13 protein-coding genes are annotated in these 17,045 nt (G+C 61.5%); 6 read left to right on the top strand and 7 right to left on the bottom strand.

Annotated features, from left to right (window positions below; translation table 11 throughout):
* Window positions 1-560 precede the first annotated feature (560 nt).
* The 6 genes from IGW03_RS07570 (at window position 561) to IGW03_RS07545 (ending at window position 7,832) form a co-directional block, all read left to right on the top strand.
* A complete protein-coding gene (locus IGW03_RS07570; RefSeq protein WP_194721919.1) occupies window positions 561-2,657 on the top strand; it encodes a hypothetical protein in 2,097 nt (698 codons plus the stop codon).
* 35 nt (window positions 2,658-2,692) lie between these two features.
* A complete protein-coding gene (locus tag IGW03_RS07565; RefSeq protein ID WP_194721918.1) occupies window positions 2,693-3,730 on the top strand; it encodes an IS630 family transposase in 1,038 nt (345 codons plus the stop codon).
* Between the two features lie 301 nt (window positions 3,731-4,031).
* On the top strand, window positions 4,032-4,925 hold the full coding sequence (locus tag IGW03_RS07560) for a TauD/TfdA dioxygenase family protein (protein ID WP_194721917.1): 894 nt from the start codon (window positions 4,032-4,034) through the stop codon (window positions 4,923-4,925).
* Between the two features lie 75 nt (window positions 4,926-5,000).
* The gene (locus IGW03_RS07555) at window positions 5,001-6,038 is read left to right on the top strand and encodes an ABC transporter substrate-binding protein (RefSeq protein ID WP_194721916.1); all 1,038 of its coding nucleotides are present in this window, start codon (window positions 5,001-5,003) and stop codon (window positions 6,036-6,038) included.
* A gap of 24 nt (window positions 6,039-6,062) precedes the next feature.
* Window positions 6,063-6,950 (top strand): ABC transporter ATP-binding protein, encoded by an 888-nt coding sequence (locus tag IGW03_RS07550; RefSeq protein ID WP_194721915.1) that lies wholly within the window; start codon window positions 6,063-6,065, stop codon window positions 6,948-6,950.
* A gap of 3 nt (window positions 6,951-6,953) precedes the next feature.
* On the top strand, window positions 6,954-7,832 hold the full coding sequence (locus tag IGW03_RS07545) for an ABC transporter permease (protein WP_194721914.1): 879 nt from the start codon (window positions 6,954-6,956) through the stop codon (window positions 7,830-7,832).
* Window positions 7,833-8,030: 198 nt separating this feature from the next.
* Here the strand turns inward: IGW03_RS07545 and IGW03_RS07540 are convergent, their stop codons facing one another.
* From IGW03_RS07540 to IGW03_RS07510, 7 genes are all read right to left on the bottom strand, one after another.
* A complete protein-coding gene (locus tag IGW03_RS07540; RefSeq protein ID WP_194721913.1) occupies window positions 8,031-9,638 on the bottom strand; it encodes a class I SAM-dependent methyltransferase in 1,608 nt (535 codons plus the stop codon).
* Window positions 9,639-9,802: 164 nt separating this feature from the next.
* Window positions 9,803-11,347 carry a class I SAM-dependent methyltransferase gene (locus IGW03_RS07535; protein ID WP_194721912.1) on the bottom strand — a complete coding sequence of 515 codons (1,545 nt, stop codon included), beginning with the start codon at window positions 11,345-11,347 and terminating at the stop codon, window positions 9,803-9,805.
* Window positions 11,348-11,465: 118 nt separating this feature from the next.
* Entirely contained in the window at window positions 11,466-12,488 is a 1,023-nt protein-coding gene (locus IGW03_RS07530; protein WP_194721911.1) for an ABC transporter ATP-binding protein, read from the bottom strand.
* Window positions 12,485-13,492 (bottom strand): ABC transporter ATP-binding protein, encoded by a 1,008-nt coding sequence (locus tag IGW03_RS07525; protein ID WP_438943624.1) that lies wholly within the window; start codon window positions 13,490-13,492, stop codon window positions 12,485-12,487. The genes IGW03_RS07530 and IGW03_RS07525 overlap by 4 nt, the downstream gene beginning before the upstream one ends.
* A complete protein-coding gene (locus tag IGW03_RS07520; protein ID WP_194721910.1) occupies window positions 13,492-14,388 on the bottom strand; it encodes an ABC transporter permease in 897 nt (298 codons plus the stop codon). Before IGW03_RS07520 ends, IGW03_RS07525 begins: the two co-directional genes overlap by 1 nt.
* Window positions 14,385-15,362 (bottom strand): ABC transporter permease, encoded by a 978-nt coding sequence (locus tag IGW03_RS07515; RefSeq protein WP_194721909.1) that lies wholly within the window; start codon window positions 15,360-15,362, stop codon window positions 14,385-14,387. The genes IGW03_RS07520 and IGW03_RS07515 overlap by 4 nt, the downstream gene beginning before the upstream one ends.
* A gap of 35 nt (window positions 15,363-15,397) precedes the next feature.
* On the bottom strand, window positions 15,398-16,975 hold the full coding sequence (locus tag IGW03_RS07510) for an ABC transporter substrate-binding protein (protein ID WP_194721908.1): 1,578 nt from the start codon (window positions 16,973-16,975) through the stop codon (window positions 15,398-15,400).
* Window positions 16,976-17,045: the final 70 nt, after the last annotated feature.

Below are 17,045 nucleotides of genomic sequence, written 5' to 3'. Positions count from 1 at the left end.
TTGGAACAAGCTGGAAGGATTTTTCTACCCTTGCAATCATGCTTCCCTAGGCAAGCATGGCAATCCTGATGCGTCTGTTCATCGCTTTGCTGCCTTTTCTTCCAAGTTCTACAAACCACCGCTAATCGACCACCGCAGCCTTGCGGCCGATACCGGCAGGCGACCGCGGCAGCCTCCACCCCTCCACCGGAAAATGCCGGGACGGAGACACATGGCACGCTGGCGTCGATCATGGCAGGAACACGGCGAACGCCGGGAGGCGGATCTGCACGCTTTCAAAGCGGGACCTGCTCAGGACTGCGAGAGGAACCGATATGGAACCAATTCATATGAAGCTGCCACTCATCCGGGTCGAATTTTCGTATCGGCATCACTTGCAATACGGTCTCTGCATTGAACTGGTCAGAGTTTGCTTGAGGGTGCTTGCCCGTGAGCCCCGGCCATCCACTCATGGGAATCAACGATTTCGACATGGAGCCCGCAAGGGCATCCCTTAAACCTTTTACACAAGCCGTGGTTGACTGACCATCGCTTGGTATATGACCTATTTGAATTCAATCATGAGTTTTATTAAATTCTCCCTTCCATCATCCACCTATAGCGTTTCATTCAGGAAGCCTGATAATCATTTGGATGAAGCCGAGCGTCAGGCCAGGCGACAAAGAGAGCAAGCGTTGCCCGCCGGTGCGTCTGTAAAAACGATTTTGAAGGGTACGATTAAATTCAAGAAAACTCCCCGGCAGCGCGAGCTGGAAGCGGCGGGAAGAGCTGTGAATCAGCGTCGTGATTCGGCAAATGAAGTAGACGCGGCCGCAGCAGGCGCCAATCGAGATAACGGTTCAAGCAGCAGTGAAGCGAGTGTCAATTTCAATAATTTGTTGGGACGATGGACTTATCAAGACGGCATTGGCGACCAAGAAACTGTAGGCAGGGTGGCTACCGCAACAGCATTGCTCAATGGGACTGCGGAATTTGCACCTTCTGCTGATGGACGAAATGCAATACGCGTGACTGTAGGCAGTGACGTCTTCGTCCCTGAGGACCATAGAATTGCTCTTGCCAACCTCGGTATTGTTATTGTCCGAGCATCTGCGGAAAGCGGCTCCAATGTCCCAGCCGGACTTTCGGCGCCTAAGACTCAGAGCGTGCCGAATCCAACAAATCCTGATCCAGACAATGCTCGCGTAGGAAACGTAGAAGTTCGTCCAAACATCAATTTTAATCGCGGCGATCCAAGCCGAACGACAAGCAAGCCATTTCTTCATATACAGAAATGGATGGCAGAGGAAAGAATCACCAACGAGGAAACAAGTCATAGGCAAATGCTGGTTGATCGGTATACTCAAGGCCTCTTAAGCGGGGAACGATTCGATCTTGACGTGAGCGATTTGCGGCGGCTGACTTCACTCCCCGCCTTGAGAAAAACAGTGAAAAGCATAACGGTGACAAGAGGGCAGTTTGCACAGGACATAATTAAAGCGCTCAGAAGAACAGGAATACTGATTACTGAACGTGAACCGGGAAGCGTGTGGGGACCAACCTTCGCAGGGACTCAGCTTGTACCGGCATCTCAAAGCGGAGTTGGCGCTGCTGACACTGATGCTGCTACAGCCGCTGCTACAGCCGCAGTGCCAGGATCCAATAGAGACCTACTGCGTGCCGTATTGGATTCATGGGTCTACGCCGAGGATGACGGTGAAGCTCAGTACCGGTTCAATGCTGCGCAAGACCTGATGCAACAAGTAGCGGACGCCGACCTATCACAGGGAGAGGGAAATACACTGCGTCTAAGGATTGCCGCTGACGTTGGTCTTCCCCAAGACCTGGAAATCGCTTTTAACGTAAGAGGCATCACCGTTGACCGCCTTCCCGCAGCAGGCGGTTCGGGTACCGCAGGAGTTGCACGAAGTGAGCGGCTCCCGGACTCGGTTCAACCTCAAGTTGGTTCGGAATCCATCGGAATAAATGCAGGCCGTGTGAGCCCAAAGCCCGAAGACAATCCGGGTGTCCGTAGAACGGTTGTACTGCGCGGACTTCCAAGACAATATCGTAGTTTATTGAGTGCCTGGTTCGAGGAAGCGGGAGTGCCGGCAGAGGAAGTTGCAAGACGACGGCAATCTGGTGATGAAATAGTGGGTCTCATCAGACAAACATCACGTGAAGCACGGGAAAATTCAGGAAACACCAATCTTGATCTGCGAAACCTCGGGGATTTTTCATCACCTCCGCCGATCCCGACAAATGCTAAGGTTGTAACAGTCAGGCCCGAACAGTTTCCGGAACGACATCTGCAGGCTTTGAGAAATTTGGGTGTCACAATCGAGGTTCGCGAAGCTTCCGCTTTGACTGCAACCGAACGAGACAACTGGTTTGCGCATTTACAGAGTTGGGCAAGCCTTGGCAGTGAACGTGAATCCGTTGACAGAACCAGGGCTGGAACACGAATACTTGCATTTTTGGAACAGGGGAATTTAAATCAGACCCTGGACTTAAGCGGACTCAACATTTCGGATCTGCCAGGCAATTTGTTCCCTAACGAAGATACGTCCAGGTACGTTCGATCTGTCAATTTGCATAGTACAGGCGTGCATGCAGCAATATTGGATTTTCTTCAGGCAAATGGAATTGCTTTGTCTATAGATTCGGCCCGCAAATAGGTTGAATTTTTAAGCTTAAGTGTTGTCTGAATTACATGGATAAAGACGATGCGAGAAAGCTCAGTCCGGCTGAGCAACATGAGCGGCGACGCCAGGTTATTCGTGCCCATCAGCGCGGCCGGTCGAAGACAGAAATCGCCTTGGAGATCGGGTTGAGCCATACCGCGGTCACGCGCATCATCGCGCGCTACGAGGCCGAAGGCATGGCGGCGTTAGCGCCGCGCAAGCGTGGTCGCCGTGATGGAGAAGATCGGGCGCTCACGGCAGAGCAGGAAGCCGAGATTGGCCGCATCATTTGCGACAAGCGCCCGGAACAGTTGAAGATGGACTTTGCGCTGTGGAGTCGGTCGGCCGTCATGCAGCTCATTGCCGACAAGTTTGACATTCATTTGCATGTACGCTCGGTGGGCAAGTACCTCAGGCGCTGGGGCTTCACGCCGCAAAAGCCGATTCGCCGCGCCTACGAGCAGTCGCCGCAGGCGGTGGGCAAGTGGCTGGAGCAAACCTACCCGGAGATCGCGCGGCGCGCCAGGAAAGAGGATGCCGAGATTCACTGGGGCGACGAGACAGCGCTGGTGAACACGGATGTGCGCGGACGCAGTTTTGCACCCAGGGGCAAAACGCCGGTGACGCTGGCCGTAGGTGGCACACGGGAAAAGCTGTCGATGATTGCCACGGTGACGAACCAGGGCAAGGCACGCTGGATGATCATTGACGGCGCGTTCAACCATGAACGGCTCATCGAGTTCTTCGAGGCGCTGGTCAAAGATACGCAACGCAAAGTCTTCCTCATACTCGACAACTTGCCGGTGCATCACTGCAAGCCGGTCAAGGCATGGCTGGCGGAGCATGGGGAGCAGATCGAGGTGTTTCATTTGCCTAGTTACAGCCCTGAGCTCAATCCGGAGGAGCGCCTCAATGCGGATCTGAAGCACGTCGTGCGCACTGCAGCGCCAGCCCGGACCAAGGCCAAACTCAGATCAGCGGCTGAAGCGCATATGACGACGATATGCGAAGAGCCCGAACGTGTGAAATGCTACTTCCAGGACCCTCATGTTAAATACGCCGCTTAAACATATTTGTGGGCCGGATCAATAGGTAACGCTTTTATTTAAGCGCCCTATTGGTAGCGACTTACTCGCAGCCTCATTGCCATACGGATGGCAATGAGGCTGGCCGAGCTTTAGTAGTAATTGCTATGTACCCAACTCAAAATCGCGCCTGCGCAATCATTTTTGATTTCGTTGATCAGCAATGAAGTTAAATGACACCTTGCATATGCAAAAAACCTTCTTGCATAGCCAATAAACTTCGTTTGCATGCATTACAGCCCGCCCTAGAATTTCTTGTCAAATTCTTTCACGGGTTGTACTCATGTCCGTTGTTGCTCCTGCAGCCGAAGCTGTCCATACCAACACCAATCTCGTCATTCGTTCGCTGTCGGCATCGCTCGGCGCGGAAGTGATCGGCCTTGATCTGTCGCAGCCCTTGAGCGCCGAAGATTTTTCCCGGGTGTATCGTGCGCATCTCGATCATCATGTGCTGGTATTCCGCGATTTGCGCATCACGCCGCAGCAGCAGATCGATTTCAGCCGCCGCTTCGGCCGGCTGCAGATTCATGTGCTGCATCAGTTCCAGCTGCCCGGCCATCCCGAGATCCTGATCGTGTCCAACATCAAGGAAAACGGCCAGCCTATCGGTCTGGGCGATGCGGGGCATTACTGGCATTCCGACCTGTCCTACAAGGAACTCCCCAGCCTCGGTTCGATGCTGCATGCGCAGGAGCTGCCGGCCGAAGGCGGCGACACCCTGTTTGCCAACATGCACCTGGCATACGAAACCCTGCCCGAACATCTGAAGCGCAAGGTGGAAGGCCTGAAGGCCGAGCACAGCTACCTGACCAAGTATGCGGAACTGCAGCAGCGCAGCCCGTGGCGGCCGAACCTGACCGAGGAGCAGATCGCGCAGGTCAAGCCGGTGGTGCACCCCGTGGTGCGCACGCATCCCGAGACCGGCCGCAAGGCGCTGTTCGTGAGCGAACACTTCACGCCGCGCGTCGTCGGCCTGCCCGAGGACGAAAGCCGCGACCTGCTCGACCAGCTGTTCGCCCACAGCGTGAAGCCCGAGCATGTCTATCGCCACCGCTGGCAGCCGCACGATATGGTGTTTTGGGATAACCGCTCACTCATGCATCTCGCCGCCGGCTGTCCGGACGACCAGCGCCGCAAGCTGTACCGCACTACCATCGAGGGCGACGCGCCTTTCTGAGCATCCGACGCCATCGGATCCAGCCGGGCGCTTTTTGCGCCGGCCGCACAACGAATAACAACAGGGAGTTTTACCATGTCCGCACTGATTCACCGTTTCAGCGGCGCGCGCCGCCGCGTCCTCGCACTGGCCGCAGGCCTCGGCCTGGTCTGCAGCACGCTGGCGCTGCCCGCCCATGCCGAGGGCCGTATCCGCATCGCCGAGCAGTTCGGCGTGGTCTATCTGCTGCTCAATGTGGCGCAGGACCAGAAACTGATTGAAAAGCACGGCAAGCAGAAGGGCGTCGATATCCAGGTGGAATGGACCAAGCTGTCCGGCGGCGCGTCGACCAATGATGCGCTGCTGTCCGGTTCCATCGATATCGCCGCGGCCGGCGTTGGCCCCCTGCTCACGCTCTGGGACCGCACCCACGGCAAGCAGAACGTGAAGGGCGTGGCGTCGCTCGGCAATTTCCCGTATTACCTGGTCAGCACCAATCCCAACGTGAAGACCATCGCCGACTTCACCGACAAGGACAGGATTGCGCTGCCGGCGGTGACCGTCTCGGTGCAGGCGCGCATCCTGCAGATGGCCGCGGCCAAGCAGTGGGGCGACAAGGAATTCGCGCGCCTCGACAAGCTGACCCAGGCCTTGCCGCACCCCGATGCGGCGGCCGCCCTGATCGCGGGCAAGACCGAGATCAATGCGCACTTCGGCAATCCGCCTTTCCAGGACCAGGAGCTGGCGCAGAATCCGAACGCGCATATCGTCCTCAATTCCTATGACGTGCTGGGCGGACCGGGTTCGGCGACGGTGCTGTACGCGACCGAGAAATTCCGCAACGAGAATCCGAAAACCTACAGCGCCTTCGTCGCCGCGCTGACCGAAGCCGCGCAGTTCATCACCAGCAATCCGGAAGCGGCAGTCGATGCTTACCTGCGCGTCAACAAGACCAATACCGACCGCAAGCTGCTGCTCAGCATCATCACGAACCCGCAGGTGCAGTTCAAGGTGGCGCCGCAGAACACCTTTACCTTCGCCCAGTTCCTGCATCGCATCGGCGCGATCAAGAACCAGCCGAAAAGCTGGCGCGATTATTTCTTCGACGACCCGGCCACCGCACAGGGTAGCTGAGTCATCACACCACAGGAGATTGGCATGAGCGTGCATCCGCTTCCGATTACCCCCCCGACTGGAGGCCGTCCCGGCCTTGCAGCCGACAAGCCCTTGCTGCAGGCGGAAGGGGTCACGCTGGAATACCGCACCGCCGCCCATACCGTGCGCGCCACGCACCGCGTGAGCTTCGACGTGCACCGCGGCGACCGCTTCGTGCTGCTGGGTCCCTCGGGCTGCGGCAAGTCCACGCTGCTCAAGGCCGTCGGCGGCTTCATTGCGCCGCGCGAGGGCAGCATCCGTCTCGACGGCCGCGTCGTGGCAGGGCCGGGACCGGACCGCGTGGTGGTGTTCCAGGAGTTCGACCAGTTGCCGCCCTGGAAGACGGTCAAGGAAAACGTGATGTTCCCGCTCCTGGCGAGCAAGCGCGCCGGACGCCGCGAAGCCGAGGCGCGTGCCCTGCACTGGCTGCACAAGGTCGGGCTCGACCGCTTCGCCGATGCCTTTCCGCATACGCTGTCGGGCGGCATGAAGCAGCGCGTGGCGATTGCCCGGGCGCTCGCGATGCAGCCGGAAGTGCTGCTGATGGACGAACCCTTCGCCGCGCTCGATGCGCTGACGCGCCGCAAGATGCAGGAGGAACTGCAGGCGCTGTGGGAAGAGGAGCGCTTCACCCTGCTGTTCGTGACGCACTCGATCGAGGAAGCTTTGGTCGTAGGCAACCGCATCCTGCTGCTGTCGCCGCATCCGGGCCGGGTGCGCGCCGAGATCAACAGCCATCAGTTCGGCCTGCACAGCATGGGCGGCAGCGAGTTCCAGTCCACCGCCAGGCGCATCCACGGCCTGCTGTTCGATGAGCCGGCGCAGGCCGGTGGTGCCCATGCTACCGATGCCGGCAATCTTTCGCGCTCCTCGCGTGCTCAGGAGGCCTGATTCATGAATGTTACGAATACACTGGTCCCTCCGGTACGCCCGGAGTATGAACGCGCGCCCGAACCCCTGGGCGATATCGCCGCCGAGCGCGTGCTGCCGCTGAGCGGCCGGCTCTGGCAATTCGGCGCGCTGCGCAAGGCCCTGATTCTCGGCGTGCTTGCCGTGATCTGGGAAATCTTTGCGCGCTGGCAAAACAATGATCTGCTGCTGCCGACCTTTACCGCCACCGCACGTGCCCTGGTCGAGGGGCTCGCCAGCGGAGAGCTGGTCAGCAACATCGCCGTGTCGCTAAGCGTGCTGCTGCAGGGCTATGCCCTCGGCGTGGCTGCCGCATTCGCACTGACGGCGCTGGCGGTGTCGACCCGTGTCGGACGCGACCTGCTGGAAACGCTGACCTCGATGTTCAACCCCCTGCCGGCGATTGCGCTGCTGCCACTGGCGCTGCTGTGGTTCGGCCTGGGGCGCGGCAGCCTGATCTTCGTGCTGCTGCACTCGGTGCTGTGGCCGCTGGCGCTCAATACCTATGCAGGCTTCCAGAGCGTGCCGGAAACCCTGCGCATGGCGGGCCGCAACTACGGGCTGCGCGGATTGCGGCTGGTGGTGCAGATCCTGGTGCCGGCGGCGCTGCCGTCCATCGTATCCGGGCTGAAGATCGCCTGGGCGTTCGCCTGGCGCACGCTGATCGCAGCCGAACTCGTATTCGGGGCGACATCGGGCAAGGGTGGATTGGGCTGGTACATTTTCCAGAACCGGAACGAGCTCTATACTGACAAGGTGTTCGCCGGCCTTGCGGCGGTCATCCTGATCGGCTTGCTGGTGGAAAACATCGTGTTCCATTCGCTGGAGCGTGTGACCGTGCGGCGCTGGGGCATGCAGCGGTAGCGATTGAAGATAGGCGCAGTGCCTTTCGGCCGGCATCATGCCGGCCTGTCACGCAGCATCAACAATGCGGGGGACGATCATGGATTGGCTTGATTATGCGACTGCCGTACTTGCGGTGATTGCCGCCGTTGCTTCGCTGGCGTTTCCCCTGCGGCGCGACAAGCCTGCCGATGGGGAAAACACCCGGCGGTAGGTTTTTCATTCCATCACGCAGAGTTCCGCATTCTGCGGATGGGCTCCGGCAGTTTTGCCGCACACCATCGGTTTGCAGCCGCCGACCGTGCCATGCTGCACCCAGATCGGCAGGCGATGCGCGAGAATCGCCTGTACCGTAGACAGGATTTCCTCATGCCGGTACGTAGCACCTTCATTGGCTTGGCTGTTGCGCACTGATGAAGCTCGCTGCGCTGCCACGACGTCGGCGATATGCCGTGAAATCAGCTCGGCGTCCACATCCTTTCCCTGCTTCGCCACGAAGGCGTACACCAGGCGCTGAAACAAACCTGCCACCGTGGCGCCGCCCAATAACGGCGAAGCCAGGACCTGATATTCGTCGCTTGTTTCGGAGCGCCTCGCCAGTTCCATGTTGAGCCGGTGCGCCGGCGCCGGATCGGTCGCCGCCGCCTGTACGAAATAGGGTGCGGCTGCGCCGCTTGAGATCAGCTTTGCCGCCGCTTTCAGCAGGACCGCGGTCGGCTGCCCGGCAAAGGGCGGAAGCGAGGCCAGATCCGACAGACGATGCGGCCGTTTCGTGAGCGCTTCAAGTACCGGGGCATGCAGCTTGTCGAAACCTTCTGCGGCCTGGAGCGTCATGTCTCCGGGAAGATATGGACAAGCGAGCGCCAAACCGACTTTGCTCATCCACATGGCCAGGCGCGTGGCCGACACACTGCGCGCGCCGCGCACGAAAATATCCTGGCGCAGCGAAGCATTCAGGATGCAGTCTCGCGCGGTTTCGCGCAGCGGCCCGTGGGCAATCGTTTCCAGAAACCGCTGCTGCTCCGGTGTCAGGTGCAGCTCGGGGACATTGCAGATCATCTGGGCGGACGCGGCATAATCGAGCTTCGCACCCGCCATATCGCGCGCCACGTCGGCATGATAGAGCGCGCTCCAGCCGCGGTTCAGGTATTCATGCGCCAGGTAGTTCTTGCTGCTTTCGCTGAACGAGTCCATGAAACGGGACAGGCCGGCGGTGGTGGAAAAGAAACGCGGGCCGACATCGTGCAGCTGCTGAACGAATGCGCGCATCTGGTCGATCTGTGCGGCACTGCCTTCGGGATGAAGCTCCACATGCTGCCAGCTCAGGCGCTGCAGCACAGAGGCCGCGCTCCAGCCCGGCATGGCGTTGTAGTTGGCATACACGATGCCGCCCGGCTTCAGGTAGCGCTTGATGAAGTCGGCGATATGCCGGCGGTTATCGGCATCGACCCAGGAATAGACACCATACATGGTGATGAAGTCGAACTGCGGCAGATCGTCGACCTTGCCGGCTGCAAGCTGCTCGAAGCTCTCTTCGAGAAACACGATGTTGTCCAGATTCGCCGCTTCGGCCAGTTCGCGGGCGCTGGCGACATGGGCAGGATTGAAATCGCAGGCGAAAAAGCGGGCATGCGGATGGGTGGCCGCCAGCACATTGGAGGTCAGGCCCTGTCCGCAGCCCAGCTCCATGTAGGTGAAGGGCTTGTCGAGCGCAACCGGCTCGCAGCCGCCGAGCAAACAGGCAAAGCCGAGGTGCGCCGGGGTTTGTTCTTCAAAGAACGTCACCTGATAAGTGATGTCGGAAACATAAGCATTGGTTCTTGTCATATCGGGTTTCCTGCCAGGCGTTCATTCATCACTCAGGGTTCCATAGGGCAGCAGCAGCTTTCATCACTGCCGTCACTGCCATCACTTCGCTGCTGTGTCCTGTTCCATGGAACACACCGGCGGCACAAGTCCGCCGGCGCGGAAAACACCAGTCATGAAGCTGCTCACAGCGCGTCGTGCTGTTCCCACAGCGGCACGCGCAGCTCCAGAATGGCGCGCACGGTCTTGAGAATTTCCTGATGCCGTATCTCGGGGCTTTCGACGACCGCGCCATGGCACCTGAATGGAATGTTCTGCGCATCGAATACGCTGGCGATATGCCGTGCAATCAGCTCCGCATCCGCTTCCTTGCCCATCTGCGCCACGAACGGATAGGTCAGATACTGCATCAGTCCCGTAGTGGTGCCGCTGCCCAGCAGCGGCGAAGCGAGCACTTCATGTTCGCTCCCGGTTTCCGCCTGCCGAGCCAGTTCCATGTTGAGCCGGTGCGCCGGCGCCGGATCGATGGCTGCGTTCTGTACGAAATAAGGTGCCGCCCAGCCGAACTGGATCAGCAAGGCGGCAACCTTCAGCAGGGCCGATGCCGGTTGCGCTGCAAAGGCGGGAAGCGCCGCCAGTTCCGACAGACGATGAGGCCGTTTCGCAAGTGCCTCAAGCGCGGCCGCGTACAGCTCGCTCAGGAGCCCGCCATCGTCGTTCATGACTTCAAGCCTGACCGTGCCGGACAGCATTGGGCGGACAAGGGCGAGTCCGGTCCGGCTGAGCCATGCGTTCAACCGGGCGGACGACAGGGAACGCAGACCGCGCACGAACATATCCTCGCGCATCGACGGATTCAGGATGCAATCACGGGCTGTTTCGCGAAGCGGTCCGTGGGCGATCGTCCCAAGGAGCCGCTGCTGCTCCGGCGTCAGGTGCAATTCGGGGAAGTTCAGGATAGCCTTGGCTGCTCCGGCGTATTCGAGCTTCGCGTCCGCAAGTTCACCGGCCACGTCTGCATGGTAGAGCGCGCCGGTTTCATGGTTCAGGAATTCATGGGCTCTGTAGCTTGTGTCGCTGTCGGCCAGCTGGTTCAGGAAAGGGTCGAGGCTGGTGTTCACCGCGAAGAAGCGTGCGCCGGTATGGCGCAGCCGCTGAATGAAATCGCGCGCCTGCTCGATCTGCACTGCGCTGCCGTCGGGATGGAAGTCCGCATGCAGCCTGGTCACTCGCTTGAGGACGGAAGCCGCGCTCCAGCCCGGCATGGCGTTGTAGTTGGCATACACGATGCCGCCCGGCTTGAGATAGCGCTTGATGAAGTCGACGATATGCCGGCGGTTTTTCGCGCTGATCCAGGAATAGACGCCATGCATGGTGATGAAGTCGAGCTGCGGCAGATCGTCCACTTTGCCGGCTGCAAGCTGCTCGAAGCTCTCTTCGAGAAACACGATGTTGTCCAGATTCGCCGCTTCGGCCAGTTCGCGGGCGCTGGCGACATGGGCGGGATTGAAGTCGCAGGCGAAGAAGCGGGCATGCGGATGGGTGGCCGCCAGCACATTGGAGGTCAGGCCCTGGCCGCAGCCCAGCTCCATGTAGGTGAAGGGCTTGTCGAGCGCAACTGGCTCGCAGCCGCCGAGCAGGCAGGCAAAACCGAGATGCGCCGGGCTTTGCTGGGGATTGAATGTGGTCGGATAGATCACGTCCGATACATAGCCGTCGTTCCACGTCACTTGGGTTTCTCCTTTTTTGTTCGCGATGGCGGCGTGTTCGCAAGCCATATTCGTAAGTGACGCGAGTGGAACCGGGGGTTCCATGCCGCCGGGTCGGCAGGCACGTACGGCATGGAGATCAGGCCGGCATGTGATTCAAATGGCAGGCCGAGAAATGCAAGGGCGCAATTTCTGCAAGCGGCGGCGCCTGTTCCCGGCACACCGGCATCGCATGCGGACAGCGCGGATGAAAATGGCAGCCCGCCGGCGGATCGAGCGGTGACGGCAGCTCGCCCCGGATGGCGATGAAGCGCTTCTTCCCCGCCTCCAGGGACGGCACTTCGGCCAGCAGGGCGCGGGTGTAGGGATGGTTGGCATCACCGAACAGGCGGTCCGAGGCGATTGATTCGACCACGCGCCCGAGGTACATCACCACGATGCGGTCGCTGACATGATGAACGACGTTGAGGTCGTGGCTGATGAACAGGTAAGTCAGGTTCAGTTCGTCGCGCAGGCGCATGAACAGGTTGAGCACCTGCGCCTGTATCGACACGTCCAGCGCGGCCACGGCCTCGTCGCAGACCAGGAATTCCGGCTTGACCGCCAGCGCCCGCGCGATGCCGACGCGGGCCCGCTGTCCGCCCGAGAACTGGTAGGGAAAATGCCGGATCACCGCCGGGTCCAGTCCCACCCGCTCAAGCAGAGCCTGCACGTATTCCGCCTGCTGCGCGCGCGGCACGATGCCGTGGGCGACCGGCGCCTCGCCGATGATGTCCTGCACGCGCAGGCGCGGGTTGAGCGAAGCCTGCGGATCCTGGAAGATCATTTGCATGCCCAGCCCCTGCTGCCTGACCGCCGGTGCGGCGGTGCTGTCGACAGGCTCGCCCTTCCAGCGCCTTTCGCCGGCCGACAGGCTGTGCAGGCCGACGGCCATTCTTCCCAGCGTCGACTTGCCGCAGCCCGATTCGCCGACCAGGCCGACGACTTCGCCGGGTGCAATGGACAGGCTGACATTGTCGACCGCGTGGACGGTGGACTGCGCGGACTTCGGCAGCGGCAAGCCTGCAGCCTTGCGCAGGCGAGCCAGAACGCCGGGCGCCTTGCGGAAGTGCTTGGACACCTGGCGCAGTTCCAGCAGCGGCATGATGGGCGATGGTTTCATGGGTCGACCGGGTGAAAGCAGCGCAGCTCGCGGCCGTCTTCCGTCACGGTGACGGGCGGCTCCTGCAGGCATGCCTGGGTGGCGCGCGGGCAGCGCTCGCGAAAGGCGCAGCCCGAAGGACGGTTGAAGGACGATTGCGGGCTGCCGGGAATCTGGCGCAGCGGCTGCCCGCGCACGCCGCGCGTGGGAATCGAATCCATCAGCGCACGGGTATAGGGATGCCGCGCTGCCTCGATGATCTGCCGCGTGCTGCCTTGCTCCACCACGCGCCCGGCATACATGACGGCAATGCGGTCGGCGAGGCCGGCGACCACGGCGAGATCATGCGTGATCCAGATCAGGCCGGTGCCGGATTCGCGGCACAGCGTCTGCATTTCGTACAGGATCTGCGCCTGTATCGTCACATCGAGCGCCGTCGTCGGCTCATCCGCAATGATCAGGTCGGGCCGGTTGAGCAGCGCGATGGCGATCGCCACGCGCTGGCGCATGCCGCCCGAGAACTGGTGCGGATAGGCCAGCAGCCGCTCGTCCGGCGAGGGAATGCCGACGCGCGCCAGCGCATCACGGGCGCGCTCGCGCGCGGCGGACTTGCCGATGCGCTCGTGGGCGAGGACGGCTTCGATCATCTGCGTATCGATGCGCAGGACCGGGTTGAGCGTCATCATCGGATCCTGGAAGATCATTGCGATGCGGTTGCCGCGCAGGCGCCGCAGTTGCTCGCCGCTGAAGGATCGCAGGTCCTGTCCCTTGAAGAGAATGCGGCCGCCGACCACTTCTCCCGGCTTGTCGATCAGGCCCATGATCGATGCGCCGGTGACCGATTTTCCTGAACCGGATTCGCCGACCAGCCCCAAAATTTCGCCTGCATTGACATGCAGGCTGACGCCGTCGACCGCCTTCGCTGTCGCCGAGCGCCCGATGAAATGGGTGCGCAGGTCGTCCACCAGCAGCATGGGAAGATCCTGGCTGGCGGACGGCATGGGCGCATGAGTCGGAGCCGTCATCACTGCACCTGCAGGCGGGGATTGATCACGTCGCGCAGGCGGTCGGCAACCAGGTTGATGGCGACCAGGGTCAGCAGCAGGGCCGCGCCCGGAAAGAAGCTGATCCAGTATTTTCCGGTCAGCAGATACTGGAAGCCGTTGGCGATGAGCAGTCCCAGCGAGGGCTCGGTGACGGGAAGCCCGACGCCGAGAAACGACAGCGTGGCTTCCAGCGCGATCGCCGCCGCGATCTGCAGCGTCGCCACCACGATCAGCGGCGGCAGGCAGTTCGGCAGCAGGTGCCGGAACAGGATGCGCGCGGTCGACAGGCCAAGCAGGACCGCGGCATCGATGTATTCCTTCTGACGCTCGACGATGGCGACGCCCCGGGTGGTGCGGGCGTAATACGCCCATTGCACCGCCACCAGCGCGGTGATGATCTTGCCGGTGCCCTTGCCGAGTATGGCCAGCAGTACCAGCGCAATCAGGATGGCCGGAAAGGAAAGCTGCAGGTCGGCCACGCGCATGATGAGCGCATCGGCCTTGCCGCCGAAGTAGCCGGCGATCAGGCCGAGCGTCATGCCGATGGCCAGGGCGATCAGCGTGGCGGCGACGCCGACGAAAAGGCTGACCCGCAGGCCATAGAGAATGGCCGACAGCATGTCGCGTCCCTGCTCGTCGGTGCCCAGCAGGTAATGGCGCTCGCCGTCGATCGAGGGTGATCCGGGCGCGCGGCGCGCGTCCGAGATGTCGAGCTGGGCAAGGTCGTAAGGGTCCTGTATTGCGATGACAGGCGCCAGCACCGCCGCGCACAGCACCGCCAGCAGCAGCACCAGACCGAACAGCGCGAGCCGGCTTTCGAAGTACGCCGACAGGAACCGGCGCAGCGGGGTGCGGGTTTGCAGGGCGGGCGTCATTGCGCTGCTCCGGCAAGGCGCACGCGCGGATCGAGCAGGGCGTACACGATATCCACGGTGAGGTTGATCAGCGCATACAGCAGCACCGTCATCAGCAGATACGCCACGATGACGGGCCGGTCGAGCTGGTTGATGGAATCCAGCAGCAGCTTGCCCATGCCGGGCCAGGAAAAGATGGATTCGGTGACGACGGCGAAGGCGATCAGCGAACCGAATTCCAGCCCGATGACGGTGACGATCGGAATCAGGATGGTCTTGAGCACATGCACGCCGATCACGCGCCTCTCGCGCAGGCCCTTGGCGCGGGCGAAGCGCACGTAATCCTGCAGCAGCGCTTCCCGCGTTCCGGCGCGGGTAAGGCGGATGATGAGCGAGAGCTTGAACAGCGCAAGATTGATCGCCGGCATCAGGATGTGCTTCCAGCCTTCCGTGCTGAAGAGCGACACGGGAATGCCGCCGACGTCCGTCGTCGGTCCGCGCCCGCTCGACGGCAGCCATCCGAGCTGCACCGAAAACAGCATGATCATCATCAGCCCGACCCAGAAGGTCGGCAGGGAAAAACCGAGGATGGAGCCGGCCATGATGGCCCGGCCGGAAAAGGCATCCGGCCGCAGGCCCGCCCAGAGCCCGAGCGGCACGCCGAGCAGGACCGCGATGCCCATCGCGACGAAGGACAGCTCCAGCGTCGCGGGCATGCGCTCCAGGATCAGCGTGATGGCCGAGGTGTCGTGGATGAAGGACTTGCCCAGGTCGCCGGCAAGCGCGGCCTGCAGGAAGCGGGCGTACTGCTTCCACAGCGGCTGGTCGAGCCCGAGCGCCGCCGTGGCGCGCGCGATGTCGGCCTGGTCCGCCTGGGGATTGATCAGGATGTCGACCGGATTGCCGATCGCATACACCCCGAGGAATACCAGCAGCGACATGAGGAGCAGGACGCCCGCGGTTTGCGCGAGGCGCCGGGAGATGAATGCGAACATGCGTTCCAGAGTCGGAATGGTCCGGATTGCCGGGCTTATTCCGGAACGAACTGATGCGCGAAGGTGAATTCATCCGTGCGCGCAATGTACTTCACGCCCTTGCGCACCGCCCAGGTCGCATACTGATGGTGCAGCGGAATCACCGCATAGTCCTTCAGCGCGGTGACGGCGCCTTCCTTGGCGGCCGCCTCGCGCTTTTGCGTGTCCACCGAGGACAGCGCGGTGCGCACCGCCTGGTCGACCTTGGGATTGCTGTACTTGCCCCAGTTCCAGGTGCCCCAGCCGGAATCCGGATCGGGCGTGCCCAGCAGCGAGCGCAGCGTGAAGTCGCCCGCGAGCGAGCCCCATCCCAGCAGCGACATGCTGAATTCCCCGGCGCGCGCCTTGCCGAAGTACGACGACAGCGGCATGGTTTCCACCTTGGCCTGAATGCCGATGCGGCTCAGGAACTGCGCCGTCGTCTGCACGATCTGGTCGTCGTTGACATAGCGGTTGTTGGGGCCGTGCAGCGTTACCGCGAAACCGTCGGGATAGCCGGCCTCGGCCAGCAGCTTCTTGGCGCCGGCCACGTCATAGGCTTCCACCTTGAGCGTTTCCGCATGGCCGAAGATGCCGGGCGACACCACGTTCGACGCCGGAACGGCCAGGCCTTCCATGGTCTGCTCCACCAGCACCTGGCGGTTGATCGCCTTGGAAATCGCCTGGCGCACCCGCACGTCCTTGAGCGGATTCTTGTCCAGCGGCTTGCCGGACTTGTCGAACACGAAGGGCGACTTGTCGCGCGACTGGTCCAGGTGCCAGAAGATCGTGCGCCACGACACCTTCTGCTCGATGCGGAACTTCGGATTGGTGCGCACCTTGCCGATGTCCACCGTCGGCACCGATTCGATCGCATCGACTTCGCCGGCCAGCAATGCGGTCAGGCGCGGCGTGTCGGAGGCGATGATGCGGAAGGTCACCTTGTCCCATGCCGGCTTGGTGCCCCAGTAGGCATCGTTGCGCACCAGTTCGATGCGGTCGCCGCGCTTGTAGCTGCCGAACTTGAAGGGGCCGCTGCCGACGGCGGCCTTGCCGCTGTTGAAGTCTTCGGTGCCGGCCTGCTGCGCCGCCTTTTTCGAGACGATGAAGATGGAGCTGACATCGAGCGGCAGCGGGCCGTAGGGCGTGGACGTCTTCAGGCGTATGGTCTGGGCGTCGACGATTTCCTTGCCGACGATCTGCTTGGTATAGCTGGTGAAAGGGCCGGGGCTGTTGGTGAGCGAAGCAGGCCGATCGAGGGAGAAGGCGACGTCTTCCGCCGTCAGGTCCGAGCCGTCATGGAACTTGACGTTGGGCCGCAGCTTGAATTCCCAGGTGGTGGGGTTGACCGCCTTCCAGGAAACCGCCAGTCCGGGAATCAGCTGGCCGTTGGGATCGACATGCACCAGCGCGTCGAACATGTGCTGGGAAAGCGCGATGTTGGGCGCGATGTTGACGAAGTGCGGATCGAGCGAGGACACGTCCGCCGCCAGGGCGATCTTCAGGTCGGCCGCGTATGCCGGAGCGGCAATGAACATGGCCGAGGCGCTTGCCGCCAGCAGGGCACAGATCAATTTCTTGCGAGTTGGGGACATGGGGTTTCCTGATGGGTTTGGATGGTGGAATGTGGTGCCGGTCAGTGGATATCCTACTGCAGCCGGGGAG

The sequence above is a fragment of the Noviherbaspirillum malthae genome (genome assembly GCF_015352985.1).
Taxonomy (GTDB): domain Bacteria; phylum Pseudomonadota; class Gammaproteobacteria; order Burkholderiales; family Burkholderiaceae_D; genus Noviherbaspirillum; species Noviherbaspirillum malthae.
The sequence above is the reverse complement of the archived record's forward strand: the minus strand, read 5'-3'. Positions and strand labels throughout refer to the sequence as shown.

Excerpts from the sequence above, each read along its gene's own strand:
- IGW03_RS07540 (WP_194721913.1), bottom strand. The coding sequence starts at position 9,638 with ATGACAAGAACCAATGCTTATGTTTCCGACATCACTTATCAGGTGACG.
- IGW03_RS07555 (WP_194721916.1), top strand. The coding sequence starts at position 5,001 with ATGTCCGCACTGATTCACCGTTTCAGCGGCGCGCGCCGCCGCGTCCTC.
- IGW03_RS07525 (WP_438943624.1), bottom strand. The coding sequence starts at position 13,492 with ATGACGGCTCCGACTCATGCGCCCATGCCGTCCGCCAGCCAGGATCTT.
- IGW03_RS07550 (WP_194721915.1), top strand. The coding sequence starts at position 6,063 with ATGAGCGTGCATCCGCTTCCGATTACCCCCCCGACTGGAGGCCGTCCC.
- IGW03_RS07570 (WP_194721919.1), top strand. The coding sequence starts at position 561 with ATGAGTTTTATTAAATTCTCCCTTCCATCATCCACCTATAGCGTTTCA.
- IGW03_RS07560 (WP_194721917.1), top strand. The coding sequence starts at position 4,032 with ATGTCCGTTGTTGCTCCTGCAGCCGAAGCTGTCCATACCAACACCAAT.
- IGW03_RS07565 (WP_194721918.1), top strand. The coding sequence starts at position 2,693 with ATGGATAAAGACGATGCGAGAAAGCTCAGTCCGGCTGAGCAACATGAG.
- IGW03_RS07510 (WP_194721908.1), bottom strand. The coding sequence starts at position 16,975 with ATGTCCCCAACTCGCAAGAAATTGATCTGTGCCCTGCTGGCGGCAAGC.
- IGW03_RS07520 (WP_194721910.1), bottom strand. The coding sequence starts at position 14,388 with ATGACGCCCGCCCTGCAAACCCGCACCCCGCTGCGCCGGTTCCTGTCG.
- IGW03_RS07530 (WP_194721911.1), bottom strand. The coding sequence starts at position 12,488 with ATGAAACCATCGCCCATCATGCCGCTGCTGGAACTGCGCCAGGTGTCC.
- IGW03_RS07515 (WP_194721909.1), bottom strand. The coding sequence starts at position 15,362 with ATGTTCGCATTCATCTCCCGGCGCCTCGCGCAAACCGCGGGCGTCCTG.
- IGW03_RS07545 (WP_194721914.1), top strand. The coding sequence starts at position 6,954 with ATGAATGTTACGAATACACTGGTCCCTCCGGTACGCCCGGAGTATGAA.